The following is a 12,777-nucleotide window of genomic DNA, read 5'->3' as shown; positions in this document are numbered from 1 at the left end:
ACCGAGAGCAAGGCCTGCGAGCATTGCGGCAAGGCATTTCATCGGGACAAGCGCTGCACATGGGCTCACTGGGGACGGGCTCGGTTTTGCTCTCGTCAGTGCTACGGGCTGCATCACTCGGCTAAGGCGGCTGCTGATCGCGAACCGATGGCGACCGTTTTCGCCCGCTGGTTTGAGCGCACGGACGGGTGCTGGGAGTGGACGGGCGCCAGGGACAAGGACGGCTACGGCATCTTCTCTTATGCCGGCAAGCCGCACCGCGCGCACGTCGTCGCGCTTGAACTGGACGGCAGGCCTGTCCCAGTCGGAGCCTATGGCTGTCACCGCTGCGACAACCCCTCTTGCGTCCGGCCCGACCATCTCTATCCCGGCACACCTGCCCAAAACTTCGACGATGCCCGTCGCCGTGGAAGGCTCGCGCTAGGCGAACGACGCCGCACGTCAAAACTGACGGACGACGGCGTGAGGCTCATTCGCTCCAGCGACGCATCGAATGCCGAACTGGCTAAGCGCCTCGGTGTGACGGCTGGCGCCGTGCAGATGGCGCGCGCCGGCAAGACTTGGAGGCACGTTCAATGAGCGACCTCGAAGGACGCCTCTTCATTCGCCGCGCTCAGGGCTTCGTGCCGGCCGACATCATGGCCGAGGATGCCATGAACAAAGTTGCCGTCGGCTCGACGGTGATGCTGACGGTGCGCCGGCCTCGCAATCCTGCGCATCATCGGAAGCTGTTCGCCCTCTTCAGCGTCGTCCTTGAGCAGACTGATCGGTGGGCTGACAGCACCGTCTTGCTGGAAGATCTGAAGCTCGCGACCGGCCTGTTTGAGACGCGCGTCTCGGCTCTCACCGGCATGCCGTACCCCGTTCCGGCCAGCATCAGCTTCGCCGCCATGAGCCAGGATAGGTTCGAGGCTTGGTACGCGAAGGCGATCCGCGTCCTGTCTGAGCATCTAGGAACCGACGTGGAAGCGCTCGGCCGTGAGGTTGCCGAGGCTGCTGCCGCGAGCGCGCGGAGGGCTGCCTAGATGCCCTTCCAAGACGTCGGCACCTCCAAGCGCAAGTCCATGTCGCGAGGGCGCATCCTGCGCATCTGGGAGCAGCACAAGGGCATCTGCGTCCTGTGTGATCTGCCTATCGATGGGGCCAAGTCTACTTGGTTCATCGAACACGTCGTGGCGCTCGAACTCGGCGGCAAGGACACGGACGACAACTGCGGTCCGGCCCACTACGCGTGCAAGCCTGCGAAGGACCGCGAAGACCACCGTAGGGCTGCCGCCGCGCGCCAGGACAAGGCGGACCACCTCGGTATCCCGCATCGCTCCAAAATCAAAAGCGCCGGCTTCGCTCCTCCCAAGGACAAGCGGAAGCCTGCGACGGCCCCCCTTTCGAAAACCCTTCCCCCTCGCCGCTCTCTGTACGGAGGCGCCTGATTATGTCGGATTACGTCTCAGTTACCGATCCCGCTTCAGAGCAGGAGGCCGTTCAGCGGCTGAAGGGGATCGCATCTCGACAAGCCGCCGCAGCGTCCCGGCTCAACAACAGCCGGCAAAATTCTGAGGCCGCTGAACTTCAAGCCCGCCGCGCTGCGGTTGCCGATAGGGTCCGCGAACTCGCCGTGATGATCACGCCGGAAGAAGTCCGGGCTCGTGACCCCCGTAGGATCATGACTGACATTGGTCGGCAGTTCGGCGTCACGCTCCGCGACATCACAGGCCACAGCCGCGCAGCGCCCATCATGCGCGCCCGACTGGCCGCCATCCACGCGGTGCGTCTCGCTCATCCAGACATGAGCGTGAAGCGGCTTGGACGTAACTTTGGCGCCCGCGATCACACGTCGATCCTGTGCGCCCTGCGCAGAATTGAGCGCGACGGTGTCCCGCAGCCGCCGGCCAACGCGAACATGGAGGCTGTCCAATGAATATGCATCGCCTCGACGCAACGGCTCGACACCTCGCACGGCTCGTCGAAGAGAACGAAACCCTCCGCGAGGAAGTGCGGCAGCTCCGAGAGCAGTTGGAGCCGTCAATCCAGTTCCCGCGCACGTGGCGGCTGACCCAGAGCGAAAGCCGAATATTGTGCGCCTTGTATGCCGCAAAAACCCGGATCGTGACGCGTGAAAGCGCTGTCATTGCCTCGACCAACCGGGAAGACGACCTGCCCGACTTGCAAATTCTGAGCGTCAGCGTCTCTCGCATCCGGACCAAGCTCCGACGCGTCGGCCTCACGTCCGTGATCGAGACAGCTTGGGGCATCGGCTACCACCTCTCGGCAGACGGCGTCATCGCCCTCAACAAAGCTTTGGCCGCCGAGCAGCGCCGCCAAGATGCCCTCGACGCGAGCCTACGGGCTGGGAGGGGCGCGTGACCGACCTTTTCGCACCCCTCTCGGCGGATGCTCGATCCTCGACAATCCGTTTCGTCATCTTTTCCAGCTACGGCAACGATAGCTGTGCTTTGATCCAGTGGGCGCACGAGTGGCGCCTTGAAGGCGTCGCTGTCGTCTACTCGGACACCGGCTGGGCGACTGCGGCATGGGCCGAGCGCGTCCAGAAGATGGAAGCCTGGGCGCGCAGCCTCGGTTTCGCAACCTACCGCACAACCTCCATTGGGTTCGCTGATCTCGCCCGCGAGAAAAAGGGCTTCCCGACCCAACGCTATCAATGGTGCTCCTGGAGGCTCAAGATCGAGCCCGGCATGCGCTGGCTTGCCGAACACGACGCCGAGAAGCGCGCCATCTGCCTTGTTGGCGTCCGACACGAGGAAGCCAAGAACCCGAACGACGGGCGCGCGCAGTGGCCGGGCTTCTCACCGAAAAGCGGCAATCACGGCGATCGTGCCGTCCTCGCCCCATTCGTGGAGATGAAGGAAGACGGCCGCAACGCCCTGCTCGCCCGCGCTGGCATTGAAGTGTTGCCGCATCGCTCGCGTGAATGCCGCTGCATCAACTCGAACAAAGCAGACCTTCGTCTCTTCGACGAGGCCGACATCGACACGATCGAAGCATTAGAGGCCGAGGTCGGCAAGACGATGTACCGGCCGCACCGCTGCATGGGTGCAAAGGGCATTCGCGAAGTCATCAAGTGGGCGAACAGCCCGCGCGGCGCCTATGAACCGCCAGAAGAGCCCGCAGCCATCTGTGACAGCATGTGGTGCGAGCAATGACCGAGCGCAGCGCCCCCACTTTCACCGCGACCATCTACATCGCGGGCGACATCGCGACGGCTCGACAGGCATGCCGCGACTTCTGCATGGCCGGTCTCTGCGTCACCGTGGAGCCGACCGAGTTCATCTACAAGGGCGGCGCCGAGACAGGCGTCCGCGTCGGGCTGCTGAACTATCCGCGCTTCCCGGCCGAGCCCTCCGACATCCTCGGCAAAGCCCGCGCACTCGCCGACCTGCTCCGCGAGCGCCTGTGCCAGCACTCCTGGCTGATCGTCACGCCCGACGAGACGATCTGGAATTCGACGCGGCCATCATCCGCCATTGCTCACCCTACGGAGTGACGTCAATGATAGGCACAATCATCATCCAAGTTTTAGGCTACAGCGCTGCAATTTTCTTTGGCGCTCTTGCCGTAATTTCCTTTATTAGCACAGAGGGCAAGCTCAAGCCGGAAAATGTTAACGCCTTTATTCGTACTTTTGTTCTGTTTTTCGCCATATCAATCGCGTTTGCCTGGGCAACAAGATTTTTGGCGGGGTACGCGCCATGAACCTCGCATCCCCCATTGAGAGAGCACAGGACCGGGCGAGCGAGGGCGGGAAGCCCGTGCGCCTGCAACTCAGCCGGAAGAAGGGTTTCGACCTTCAAGCGCATAGCCGGGCGGTCAATGGACTGCCGGCGGTCAACGTGGCGCGGCCGTCCAAGTGGGGCAACCCGTTTCCTGTTATCAACACTGGCTTCGTCGAGGAGCATCAGAGCGCAGTCGATCGGTTCAAGCGGCTTTTTAAGCAGCCACCAAGCCGCCGCCGACATGCAGTCCTGACGATCTTGGTCGGCAACAATGGGCGCGGGGAAGCAGCCGTCGCTCGGATGCTAGCGGACCTTCCAAGTCTCCGCGGGAAAAACCTCGGTTGCTGGTGCGCTCTCTGCCCTGATCATGCGGCTGGTAAGCCATTCGGCATCCACTGCTGCGAGTGCAGCCCGTGTCATGCGGATGCTTTGCTTGAACTCAGTAATTCACTGGTGTGCGAGGCTGTCGATGCCAAGCAAAATTGATTATCAGGGACGTAGGTTCGGTAAAGCCGTTATTGTGGCGGAAGAAGGTCGCGACAATCACGGAGCCGTTATGTGGCGTATACAGTGTGATTGTGGCGGGACATCACTCGTCCGCGGCTCATCTCTTAAGCAAGGCTCCACCAAGTCGTGCGGCTGCGGCATTGCCGAAGCCTCGTCTCGACCGCGTAAGCATGGAGCTACACACACGCCGCTCTATCGACGGTGGCGCGGAATGCTTGATCGATGCACTCGCGAGACCCACTGCGACTATCACAACTACGGAGGACGAGGAATTTCTGTCTGCGAGCGATGGAAGGAGTTCAAGTCGTTTGCAGAAGATATGGCCGAGGGCTTTGATCCCTCTCTGGAAATCGAGCGAGAAAATGTCAACGGCAGCTATTCACCCGATAATTGTCGCTGGGCTACGCGAGTTGAGCAACAGCGCAACCGCCGAAACAATCACCGTGTTGAATGGCGAGGTTTCAATTACACTGTTTACGAGTGGGCTGAGCGTCTTGGCCACAAGCCGAACACGCTGATCTACCGCCTACGCCGTGGGTGGCCCATTGAGCGCGCCATGACGGAGGGCGCGCCTCCAAACGCGCGGCTCGAACTGGCCAACGCCCCCGTTTGTGACTCCCCGCCCCACCCCGCGGGCGACCATGCCGCGACAGCCGATCACGATCTGACAGCCACGGAGAGACGGTGATGACCTCTGCCAATGGGGAGGCTGTAGCCTCCGAACAATCTTTCACGGACGATCTCGGCACACTGCGCAAGTTCGATCCGCTGAGCGCGATAGATGAGTTGCGCGAAGCCGGGCCGGACGGCGGCGACCTGATGGGCTTCTACTGTCGAGGGCACGTTGCACGCTACGACTTTGCAGAAGCCTGCAATAAGCAGACTGGCGCCAATCTGGAATACGATGTCCGTTTCGTCCGTCCGCTAGAAGCACGGCACGAATGGTGGCGGACTGTGCCGCTCGGCGGAGCCGATGGCTACTCTCAATTCATCTCTGCTGAGCCTGGCTCTCGCGGTGCCTACAAGGTCACCGTCTGGGACGGTGTATCTCGGGCCCGGCGCTACGGCATGCGAGATTACATCTCCGCCGACCGCCATGGCCATCGCCGCGGGTTCGCTGAGGGCTTCAACTACGCCCTAAAGCACCTCGGCATCCGGCACCGCGACGCCGAAGAGCACCTGTTGAAGGTCTGGCACGGGCGTGGCGCTGCCGACGCCGATAAGCAGTCGGAGGCTTGAATGACCCCCACCACACAAGCGGGGGCTACCTCCGCAGAGGATACGACATCCCACAACAAGTGGCGCGAGCCGGACCATCATCCGATTGTCGGCCAGTGGCACGTCCGGCACGAGATTAGCGCGGCCCGCGACACGGGCTACTTGTTCGGAAAGAATTTTGCCACGCTGGCAGAAGCGCTCGACTTCTGCGCCACGCAGGAGGGGCAGTGTCGGCTGCTCACGCATATTGAAGGCGAGGGATGGCTGCGCGTAGACAAGCCGTTCCAGTCGTATTTCGTGATGGGCGCTGAACCGACAGCAGAGGCCACAACCAACCCGGCTGATCTGGCCGAGCGTGTCTGCCACGAAGAGCAGATGACGATCTGGTCAAGCGAGATGGCCGAACGCCTTGCGATGGGCGACTGGCTGCGAGAACACGCGTCCTATGAAGACAAGCTCGCGTTTTACGCTGATCTGTCTGAGGGCATTCGCGACGTCGTTGAGGCAGCGCTTGATCACCCCGAACTCACCGCCGCCCTCGCGTCCCGATCCCCATCCCCGGCCGTAGTGCCGGAGGTCGTGCGGCGGCTGTCAGAGGCGGCCTCGACCGGCCCATTCAGCGTCTCTGGTGTGCGCAAGCGCTACGACGAGAAAAGTTGCGTGATTGTGGACGCGCCGACCTGCCCCAGCCTGTTTGCCTTCGCTACGGCAGACGGTCGAGAGGCACTTGCTGCGCTTGCCGATGCCAAATTCTTCGTGGCCGCAGCGAACTACGTCCGCACCCTCATCGCCGACGCCCCGCCGTCCGGGCGGGCGGCCGAGGGGGCGGCCGAGGAGGGAGAGACGGTAGTCAGTCAGCCGGTGGCCGAGGCGCTTGCGGAATTTCAGCGCAGGAACGGCTACCACAAGCCCGTGATCGAAGATCTTATGACGGAGTTCGGTGAACTGCTGCTGACGAAGATCGATACCGCCCCCACCCCTCCGGCCAGCGCCGGGGATGTGAAAGGCAACCTCCGCAGACTGCTGGAAGTGTTCGACGCAGCCGAGCGAAACCTTGCCCGTGCGGAGGCCGCCTACAGCGCGGCATCCTCTGGCATCCACGAAGCGTCGGACATCAACGACATTATGAGGAAGGTAGGCGCGCGGGAAAACGCAATACGTTGCGAAGCTGACCTTTTGATCGCCAAACGTAACATTATCGCCGAGGTCCGCGCCCTCGCCACCGCACCCGCCGCACCCGAGCCCGCAGCGGGCGGGGAGGCTTTCAATCTGGGCGAGAAAGTTTCCAAGGTCACTGGAGACTATCGGCTCAGTGGCATCATTGTCGGCCAAGCAACGATGACGACGGGCGCTCGGCGATACGTGGTCGAGCATAAAGCCGAAGGCGGCGGCTCGTTCCTGCACATCTACGCTGAGCAAAACTTGCGGCGCCTTGGCGAGGCCACCCCCACCCGCGCCGACGCTGAGGGGAGCCGCCCATGACCCCCGCTAACCGCGACACGCTGCGCGAGGGGATGGAGGACGGTGAGCCAACCCTTGAAGAGGCCGAGGCCATTCTTGCTGAGGCCGAGAATTTCCGCCAGCCAGCACCGGCACCCATCCCCGTGCGCAAGCGCTTTTACCTGACCGAGTGCGAGCATTGCGGTTGGGTCGGATCGTCGGAGCATTGCGGCAATGGCGGCGGCCTGATCGCGGACGATATCGTCTGCCCGGTCTGCTGCTCATCCATCTGCGGCGACGCGCCAGATGAAGCCGACACCGCCAAGCACGGCGAGGCCGTCTATCAGCGCATCACCGCCGCAGAAGCCCGCGCCGACCGCCTCTCTGCCGAGGTGGAGGCGCTGAGGGAAAGCCTGCGCAAAGCTACGGCGCTACCGCTCGGCAGCGATCTCCTTCGGTTCGTCGATAGCCTCTTTGACGTCGATCCTGACCGCACCGCTGACGAGATCATCGCTACCGTGCAAGCGCGAGATCCAGATGCCCTAGAGAAGCAGGTCTACAACGCGCTTGGCTACCTTACGCGCCGCAAGAGGGTGCGCCGTCTCGCGTACGGTCGATACACCGCCCTCGCCCGCGCCGCCGTCAAGGCCGAGACGGAGGGGAGCGATCATGGCTGAGCGTCTTCCAAAGCCGCCGTGTCCGATCTGCGGCGACCCAAACGCCTATCCGCTGTGGGTGGATCGAGCCCGGCCAGAAGCCTGCGCCGCAGATAAGTCTTGGCACGACGGCGGACCCATCACGATCCAGACCGTGCTTGAGTGCCCCTTGCAGATGAGCAAGGCCCGGCAGTCAGCAGAATTCCGAAAATTGGTGCCCGACGCCTTCGACGCCAACGGCAAGATGCTTCCTGGCCAGCTCGCCCGCGTGCTGGGCGCCTACGCGGAAGCCTATCCGGGTCGGAGGGTCGTGCTGTGATCCAAGATGCATCGCCCAAGCCGAGGGAGCAGCAGATGTCTGATCGCGAGATCGAAGACCTTTGCGACCGTCTGGATCGGATGAGCACGATTGATGAGCCGCAAGCCTGCGCCGACCTGATGGACGAAGCGAGGCTGGCTTTGATGCGTCTCGCCGCGCTCCGGGCACAGGACCGCGAGGACGGGGCGCGGGAGATGCGGGAGAGGGCAGCCCACGCTGTCGGCTCACTGCCGAGCCAAATCCTGTTTCTCTACGGACGCCCCGGTGGCCCGCCGGGCAACGGATACCGACCGCTTGACGGGAACTATGCAGCACAGGTGGTTCGGGCCCTCCCCCTGTCCCCCGCACGGAAGGAGGACGGCGATGCGTAGGCTGACGGAAGCGCAAACTCGCGCACTTAGCTTCGTCGCTGGAAAAGGCGGCGCACTCCTATTCGTTCACCCGGTGACGGAAGATCGACTGCTGCGTCGGCGGCTCATTGCATTTGACCGACCGCGTTGCATCCGCATCACCGACAAGGGCCGCGCCGCCCTCAACCACCGCAAGGAGGGAGATCGGCATGGGTAGGGCCCCTCAACTCGATCACCCCTCGCGGATCGAAGTCGCGCCTCGCCGGGGCCTCCGTCGTGAAGAGGCCGCCCGCTACGTCGGCGTCAGTCCGACCAAGTACGACGAGATGGTCCGCGACCGCCGCATGCCGAAGCCGTGGCGGATCGACGGATGCGTGGTGTGGGACATCCGGAAGCTTGACGCCGCACTCGACAGCCTCTTGGACGATGGGGAGGTCAACGAGTGGGACTGAGTGCAATGGCGGTGATCAAGCTGCCCTACGTCGTGTCTGATGTCGATCGTCACGGGAATGTGCGGTACTATTTTCGCCGCCGTCCCGAGCCGAAGGTGCGCCTGCCTGAAAAGCCGGGTTCGCTGGAATTCAGGGAGGCCTACGAGGCGGCCGAGAAACGGAAGCCTGTCGCCAAGCCGACGAAGAAGCCGCACGAGATCAAGGGCACGTTCGCCTACGCCTGCCACCACTACTTCAACGACAAGGCCACCTTCAAGCGGCTCGATAAGTCCACGCAGGGCTGGCAGCGCCGAGCGCTCGACGAGATTGCCGCTACGCATGGAGACAAACAACTGGCAGCCATCGCTCCGCGCCACGTTCGGAAGCTGCGCGATGAGAAGGCCGACACGCCGGCCGCTGCCAACAACATGCTGAAGGCGCTCCGCTCGCTGTTCGAATTCGCCAAAGAGAATGACCTAGTCGATACTGATCCCACACGAGAGGTGAAACGGATCAAGTACGTCGCGAAGGGTCACCACTCGTGGAGCTTGATTGAGGTCGCCGATTTCGAGGAGCGCTGGCCCATCGGGACAAAGCAGCGCCTCGCCATGGCCCTTCTGCTCTACACCGCTTGCCGCCGTGAGGACGTCGTGAGGCTCGGCCCCTCGCACTTCCGAGGTGAGCGCATCGTCTACACGCAAGCGAAGAACGAGCACCGCAACCCCGTTCACATGGACATCCCGGTCCATCCCGATCTGGCCGAGGTGATCGCCGCCAGCACGGTCAAGGGCGACACCTACCTGATTACGGAATATGGAAAGCCGTTTTCCGTGGCCGGCTTCGGCAATCGCTTCCGCGAATGGTGCGACCAAGCCGGGCTTAGTCACTGCTCTGCCCACGGCCTGCGCAAGGCCACGGCGGCACGCCTCGCCGAGCGCGGAGCGACACCGCACGAGATCATGGCCATCACCGGCCACCAGACCCTTGGGGAGGTGCAGAGGTACACCAAGGCCGCACAGATGCGGGGGCTCGCGGATGCCGGCATGGCACTGCTGCCAAACCGCAAAAAGGCGGAAGAAAACGGTGGGACCTCAGCGCCGAAAAGTGTAGAGTCCGATAGGTCCAAAACGAGGTCCCACAATGATCCAAGTCATTGATGGGCTGCACTCGGCGCACTCCTCCCGGGGACGCCATCCCCCGCCCTCGGCCTCTCTCCGTGCAACCCGCGGACAGCTCGGCCGTTGGTCCGCCGATCCGGCACCGTCTTGCGTTGCCGTCCAGGGCGGGCATGAGCAACGACACCGACACCAACTCGACGGAAACCCACCACGTCACCTTCCTCGGGCGCGGATTGGCTCTCCGCTCGTCCGATCGATTGACGCTCCTGATTTGTCCCCTCTGCTCGCAGCGGAATGGGGCGCGGATCGCCGCCCTCGGCACCTGCGTCTGGTGCGGTTACGAGCCGTCGCCGCGCGACGAGGAACCGGTGACAATGGCCCACACATGTGGAGAGGCGACCACCATCATTTAACAAATGAGATTTTCTGTGGGTGTTGTTCCCTAGGCCACTTCCCAGGCTTGCGCCCCGGTCCGATTCGTTCGAACCAGATTGCGAGGGTAGGGCCGTGCGGGACGATTATGGCAGGGCAGAAGACCGATGAGCGCGACATCATTCTGGGTCGGCGCATCGCTGAGCAACGCAAGCGGTCGCGGCTGACCCAGCGAGCCGTGGCCGACAGTTTCGGGATGTCGGCGGCGCAGCTCCAGAAATACGAGAAGGGCGTCAACCGGATCAGCGCGATCCATCTCGCCATCCTCAGCCGCATGACCGGCACGCCCGTCTCCGACTTTCTCGATGGCATCCCCCACCCCGACCAGTCCTACGAGCGCGGCTTCTGCGAGGCGCCGCAGCAAGCCCTGGTGGCCGATCCCTGGTCGAATCTCGCCCGCGCCTTCGCTCGGCAGGTCTCCGAGAGTTTCAGCGAGGAGCAGCGGCGGGAATTGTCGGCCGCGATCGAGGCGTTCGGCCGCGAGTTGAGGAGCTGAGGGGCCGTCGCCTGGGGCGGCGTTCGTTATAACGGACGTTTCCGGCATGGCGGGTTGACCGTTCTGAACGACGGTGCGACAAGCCGAGCTCCTTAATGACCGGGTCAAGCGCTGCCGCCAAGGCGCGCGCCCGGCGATCGGGGGTTCCGTCCGATGCCGCGCTCAGACTTCCTGTTCACCAGCGAATCCGTGTCCGAAGGCCACCCCGACAAGGTGAGCGATCGCATCTCGGACACCGTGGTCGATGCCTACATCGCCGCGATGCCGGAGGCCCGGCTCGGCGTCGAGACGCTGACGACCACGAACCGCATCGTCATCGCCGGTGAGGTGCGCGGCCCCGATTCCGTGACCTTCAAGGACCTGGAAGAGCTGACGCGCGAGGCCGTGAAGGACATCGGCTACGAGCAGTCCGGCTTCCATTGGAAGAACAACGACGTCGCGATCTATCTGCACGCGCAGTCGGCCGACATCGCCCAGGGCGTGGACGCTGCAGGCAACAAGGACGAGGGCGCGGGCGACCAGGGCATCATGTTCGGCTATGCCGCCGACGAGACCCCGGCCCTGATGCCGGCCCCGATCTACTACGCCCACAAGATCCTCAAGGACCTCGCCGACGCCCGCAAGGCCCAGCAGGGCGACGCCGCGAAGCTCGGTCCCGATGCCAAGAGCCAGGTGACGGTCCGTTACGCCAACGGTCGACCGGTCGAGGCGACCCAGATCGTGCTCTCGACCCAGCACCTCGACGAGTCCCTCGACTCGGCCGACGTCCGCGCGATCGTCGAGCCCTATATTCGCGCGGCCCTGCCGCAGGATTGGGTGACCGAGAAGACGGTGTGGCACGTCAACCCGACCGGCAAGTTCGTGATCGGCGGCCCCGACGGCGATGCCGGCCTCACCGGCCGCAAGATCATCGTCGACACCTATGGCGGCGCGGCGCCCCACGGCGGCGGCGCCTTCTCGGGCAAGGATCCGACCAAGGTCGATCGCTCGGCGGCCTACGCGGCCCGCTACCTCGCCAAGAACGTGGTCGCTGCCGGCCTCGCCCGCCGCGCCACGATTCAGCTCTCCTACGCCATCGGCGTCGCCAAGCCCCTGTCGATCTATGTCGATCTGCACGGCACCGGCACGGTCGACGAGGCCAAGCTCGAGTCGGTCCTGATGGATGCCCTCGACCTGTCGCCCCGCGGCATCCGCACGGCGCTTCAGCTCAACAAGCCGATCTACGCCCGCACCTCGGCCTACGGCCATTTCGGCCGCGAGCCGGATGCCGATGGCGGCTTCTCCTGGGAGAAGACCGACCTCGCCGACAAGCTGAAGTCGGCCTTCTGATCCTGATCCGCCATGGAGAGGGATGAGACCATCCCTCCCGGGGCGGGTGGGACCGACGAGCGGGCCTTCTACGGGCGCCGCAAGGGCAAACGGCTGCGGCCGGGTCAGGAGCAGCGCCTCGACGCGCTGCTTCCGGAATTGCGCGTCGCGATCCCGGAGAATGGTGCCCCTCTCGATCCCCCTGCCCTGTTCCCGGTTCCGGTGGACGAGGTCTGGCTGGAGATCGGCTTCGGCGGCGGCGAGCATCTCGCCGCCCAGGCGACCGCCCATCCGAGTGCCGGCATCATCGGCTGCGAGCCCTTCGTCAACGGCGTGGTCAAGCTGCTGCGCGCCGTGGACGATGGCGGCCTTCGCAATGTCCGCGTCTGGGACGAGGACGCGACGGCGCTGCTCGCCGCCCTGCCGGATGCCTCGCTGGCGCGGGTCTATCTGCTCTATCCCGATCCCTGGCCGAAGCGCCGCCAGCGCAAGCGCCGCTTCGTTTCCGACGCGTCGCTGGCCGAGATCGCCCGCGTGCTGCGACCCGGCGGACATTTCCGTTTCGCCTCCGATATCGACGATTACGTGGGCTGGACGCTGGTGCGGGCGGCCCGCTGCCCGTCATTGCGCTGGACCGCGCGTCAGGCCGACGACTGGCGCAAGCCCTTCCCCGGCTGGCCCGGCACCCGCTACGAGGCCAAGGCGCTCGCGGCCGGTCGCCTGCCGAGCTACCTCACCTTCGAGCGCATCGAAGCGTCGTCCGGCCGATAA

Annotated in this window: 20 protein-coding genes; all 20 read left to right on the top strand. The window is 64.2% G+C overall.

The window, feature by feature from the left end:
- Positions 1-147: 147 nt before the first annotated feature.
- The 20 genes from MFF26_RS18985 (at position 148) to trmB (ending at position 12,777) form a co-directional block, all read left to right on the top strand.
- Positions 148-579, top strand: a complete 432-nt coding sequence (locus MFF26_RS18985; RefSeq protein ID WP_238308327.1) for an HNH endonuclease family protein — start codon at positions 148-150, stop codon at positions 577-579.
- Entirely contained in the window at positions 576-1,025 is a 450-nt protein-coding gene (locus MFF26_RS18980) for a DUF1367 family protein (protein WP_238308326.1), read from the top strand. Before MFF26_RS18985 ends, MFF26_RS18980 begins: the two co-directional genes overlap by 4 nt.
- On the top strand, positions 1,026-1,430 hold the full coding sequence (locus tag MFF26_RS18975; protein ID WP_238308325.1) for an HNH endonuclease: 405 nt from the start codon (positions 1,026-1,028) through the stop codon (positions 1,428-1,430).
- 2 nt (positions 1,431-1,432) lie between these two features.
- Positions 1,433-1,918, top strand: coding sequence for a helix-turn-helix domain-containing protein (locus MFF26_RS18970; protein ID WP_238308324.1), 486 nt, complete (start codon positions 1,433-1,435; stop codon positions 1,916-1,918).
- Positions 1,915-2,364, top strand: a complete 450-nt coding sequence (locus MFF26_RS18965) for a winged helix-turn-helix domain-containing protein (RefSeq protein ID WP_238308323.1) — start codon at positions 1,915-1,917, stop codon at positions 2,362-2,364. The genes MFF26_RS18970 and MFF26_RS18965 overlap by 4 nt, the downstream gene beginning before the upstream one ends.
- Positions 2,361-3,161 carry an adenine nucleotide alpha hydrolase family protein gene (locus tag MFF26_RS18960; protein WP_238308322.1) on the top strand — a complete coding sequence of 267 codons (801 nt, stop codon included), beginning with the start codon at positions 2,361-2,363 and terminating at the stop codon, positions 3,159-3,161. The genes MFF26_RS18965 and MFF26_RS18960 overlap by 4 nt, the downstream gene beginning before the upstream one ends.
- Complete coding sequence (locus MFF26_RS18955; RefSeq protein ID WP_238308321.1) at positions 3,158-3,502, top strand: hypothetical protein; 345 nt, start codon at positions 3,158-3,160, stop codon at positions 3,500-3,502. The genes MFF26_RS18960 and MFF26_RS18955 overlap by 4 nt, the downstream gene beginning before the upstream one ends.
- 5 nt (positions 3,503-3,507) lie before the next feature.
- Positions 3,508-3,711 (top strand): hypothetical protein, encoded by a 204-nt coding sequence (locus MFF26_RS18950; RefSeq protein ID WP_238308320.1) that lies wholly within the window; start codon positions 3,508-3,510, stop codon positions 3,709-3,711.
- Positions 3,708-4,217, top strand: coding sequence for a DUF4326 domain-containing protein (locus MFF26_RS18945; RefSeq protein WP_444543616.1), 510 nt, complete (start codon positions 3,708-3,710; stop codon positions 4,215-4,217). The genes MFF26_RS18950 and MFF26_RS18945 overlap by 4 nt, the downstream gene beginning before the upstream one ends.
- Before the next feature lie 708 nt (positions 4,218-4,925).
- Positions 4,926-5,477, top strand: a complete 552-nt coding sequence (locus MFF26_RS18940; protein WP_238308318.1) for a hypothetical protein — start codon at positions 4,926-4,928, stop codon at positions 5,475-5,477.
- Complete coding sequence (locus MFF26_RS18935) at positions 5,478-6,938, top strand: hypothetical protein (RefSeq protein ID WP_238308317.1); 1,461 nt, start codon at positions 5,478-5,480, stop codon at positions 6,936-6,938. It begins immediately after the preceding gene.
- Positions 6,935-7,573: a hypothetical protein gene (locus tag MFF26_RS18930; protein WP_238308316.1), complete on the top strand. Its 639-nt coding sequence runs from the start codon at positions 6,935-6,937 to the stop codon at positions 7,571-7,573. The genes MFF26_RS18935 and MFF26_RS18930 overlap by 4 nt, the downstream gene beginning before the upstream one ends.
- Positions 7,566-7,871 (top strand): hypothetical protein, encoded by a 306-nt coding sequence (locus MFF26_RS18925; protein WP_238308315.1) that lies wholly within the window; start codon positions 7,566-7,568, stop codon positions 7,869-7,871. Before MFF26_RS18930 ends, MFF26_RS18925 begins: the two co-directional genes overlap by 8 nt.
- 35 nt (positions 7,872-7,906) lie before the next feature.
- Entirely contained in the window at positions 7,907-8,242 is a 336-nt protein-coding gene (locus MFF26_RS18920; RefSeq protein WP_238308314.1) for a hypothetical protein, read from the top strand.
- 188 nt (positions 8,243-8,430) lie between these two features.
- Positions 8,431-8,673 carry a helix-turn-helix transcriptional regulator gene (locus MFF26_RS18915; RefSeq protein WP_238308313.1) on the top strand — a complete coding sequence of 81 codons (243 nt, stop codon included), beginning with the start codon at positions 8,431-8,433 and terminating at the stop codon, positions 8,671-8,673.
- Between the two features lie 5 nt (positions 8,674-8,678).
- Positions 8,679-9,809: a tyrosine-type recombinase/integrase gene (locus MFF26_RS18910; RefSeq protein WP_238308312.1), complete on the top strand. Its 1,131-nt coding sequence runs from the start codon at positions 8,679-8,681 to the stop codon at positions 9,807-9,809.
- Between the two features lie 131 nt (positions 9,810-9,940).
- Positions 9,941-10,183, top strand: coding sequence for a hypothetical protein (locus tag MFF26_RS18905; protein WP_137827699.1), 243 nt, complete (start codon positions 9,941-9,943; stop codon positions 10,181-10,183).
- Positions 10,184-10,290: 107 nt separating this feature from the next.
- Positions 10,291-10,698 (top strand): helix-turn-helix domain-containing protein, encoded by a 408-nt coding sequence (locus MFF26_RS18900; protein ID WP_137827700.1) that lies wholly within the window; start codon positions 10,291-10,293, stop codon positions 10,696-10,698.
- Between the two features lie 153 nt (positions 10,699-10,851).
- Positions 10,852-12,027: a methionine adenosyltransferase gene (gene metK, locus MFF26_RS18895; protein WP_137827701.1), complete on the top strand. Its 1,176-nt coding sequence runs from the start codon at positions 10,852-10,854 to the stop codon at positions 12,025-12,027.
- A gap of 12 nt (positions 12,028-12,039) precedes the next feature.
- The gene (trmB, locus tag MFF26_RS18890; RefSeq protein ID WP_137827702.1) at positions 12,040-12,777 is read left to right on the top strand and encodes a tRNA (guanine(46)-N(7))-methyltransferase TrmB; all 738 of its coding nucleotides are present in this window, start codon (positions 12,040-12,042) and stop codon (positions 12,775-12,777) included.

It is taken from the genome of Methylorubrum suomiense, from assembly GCF_022179765.1.
GTDB lineage: Bacteria > Pseudomonadota > Alphaproteobacteria > Rhizobiales > Beijerinckiaceae > Methylobacterium > Methylobacterium suomiense.
The sequence above is the reverse complement of the archived record's forward strand: the minus strand, read 5'-3'. Positions and strand labels throughout refer to the sequence as shown.

Excerpts from the sequence above, each read along its gene's own strand:
- MFF26_RS18975 (WP_238308325.1), top strand. The coding sequence starts at position 1,026 with ATGCCCTTCCAAGACGTCGGCACCTCCAAGCGCAAGTCCATGTCGCGA.
- MFF26_RS18965 (WP_238308323.1), top strand. The coding sequence starts at position 1,915 with ATGAATATGCATCGCCTCGACGCAACGGCTCGACACCTCGCACGGCTC.
- MFF26_RS18910 (WP_238308312.1), top strand. The coding sequence starts at position 8,679 with ATGGCGGTGATCAAGCTGCCCTACGTCGTGTCTGATGTCGATCGTCAC.
- MFF26_RS18940 (WP_238308318.1), top strand. The coding sequence starts at position 4,926 with ATGACCTCTGCCAATGGGGAGGCTGTAGCCTCCGAACAATCTTTCACG.
- trmB (WP_137827702.1), top strand. The coding sequence starts at position 12,040 with ATGGAGAGGGATGAGACCATCCCTCCCGGGGCGGGTGGGACCGACGAG.
- MFF26_RS18915 (WP_238308313.1), top strand. The coding sequence starts at position 8,431 with ATGGGTAGGGCCCCTCAACTCGATCACCCCTCGCGGATCGAAGTCGCG.
- MFF26_RS18900 (WP_137827700.1), top strand. The coding sequence starts at position 10,291 with ATGGCAGGGCAGAAGACCGATGAGCGCGACATCATTCTGGGTCGGCGC.
- MFF26_RS18985 (WP_238308327.1), top strand. The coding sequence starts at position 148 with ATGGCGACCGTTTTCGCCCGCTGGTTTGAGCGCACGGACGGGTGCTGG.
- MFF26_RS18945 (WP_444543616.1), top strand. The coding sequence starts at position 3,708 with ATGAACCTCGCATCCCCCATTGAGAGAGCACAGGACCGGGCGAGCGAG.
- MFF26_RS18905 (WP_137827699.1), top strand. The coding sequence starts at position 9,941 with ATGAGCAACGACACCGACACCAACTCGACGGAAACCCACCACGTCACC.
- MFF26_RS18980 (WP_238308326.1), top strand. The coding sequence starts at position 576 with ATGAGCGACCTCGAAGGACGCCTCTTCATTCGCCGCGCTCAGGGCTTC.
- MFF26_RS18950 (WP_238308320.1), top strand. The coding sequence starts at position 3,508 with ATGATAGGCACAATCATCATCCAAGTTTTAGGCTACAGCGCTGCAATT.
- MFF26_RS18925 (WP_238308315.1), top strand. The coding sequence starts at position 7,566 with ATGGCTGAGCGTCTTCCAAAGCCGCCGTGTCCGATCTGCGGCGACCCA.
- MFF26_RS18955 (WP_238308321.1), top strand. The coding sequence starts at position 3,158 with ATGACCGAGCGCAGCGCCCCCACTTTCACCGCGACCATCTACATCGCG.
- MFF26_RS18970 (WP_238308324.1), top strand. The coding sequence starts at position 1,433 with ATGTCGGATTACGTCTCAGTTACCGATCCCGCTTCAGAGCAGGAGGCC.
- MFF26_RS18930 (WP_238308316.1), top strand. The coding sequence starts at position 6,935 with ATGACCCCCGCTAACCGCGACACGCTGCGCGAGGGGATGGAGGACGGT.
- MFF26_RS18920 (WP_238308314.1), top strand. The coding sequence starts at position 7,907 with ATGTCTGATCGCGAGATCGAAGACCTTTGCGACCGTCTGGATCGGATG.
- MFF26_RS18935 (WP_238308317.1), top strand. The coding sequence starts at position 5,478 with ATGACCCCCACCACACAAGCGGGGGCTACCTCCGCAGAGGATACGACA.
- metK (WP_137827701.1), top strand. The coding sequence starts at position 10,852 with ATGCCGCGCTCAGACTTCCTGTTCACCAGCGAATCCGTGTCCGAAGGC.